We start from the raw sequence: 238 nt of genomic DNA, 5'->3' as shown, positions 1-238 counted from the left end.
ACCGGCGCGCATGGCAAGCCGGTCCTGTTCCTGCATCCCAAGGATTTCAACGGCACACTGATCGAACTGGAAGAGGTGTAATCATGTCTCTGGTTTCGGGTATCGCGATCTATTTCATCATCTGGTGGACCACGCTGTTCGCGCTGCTGCCGGTCGGCTTGCGTACACAGGCCGAAGAAAACGAAGTGACCCTGGGCACGGTCGCCAGCGCTCCGGCGAGGCCGCGCATCGGTCGGGC

At 60.9% G+C, this 238-nt stretch carries 1 protein-coding gene; it reads left to right on the top strand.

Annotation, left to right across the window (positions count from 1 at the left end):
- Positions 1-83: 83 nt before the first annotated feature.
- The coding region (locus tag SB719_RS22460; RefSeq protein ID WP_412160079.1) for a DUF1467 family protein at positions 84-238 on the top strand (155 nt) is incomplete at its 3' end.

Source organism: Pantoea sp. SIMBA_079, from assembly GCF_046940275.1.
Taxonomy (GTDB): domain Bacteria; phylum Pseudomonadota; class Gammaproteobacteria; order Enterobacterales; family Enterobacteriaceae; genus Pantoea; species Pantoea borealis.
The sequence above is the reverse complement of the archived record's forward strand: the minus strand, read 5'-3'. Positions and strand labels throughout refer to the sequence as shown.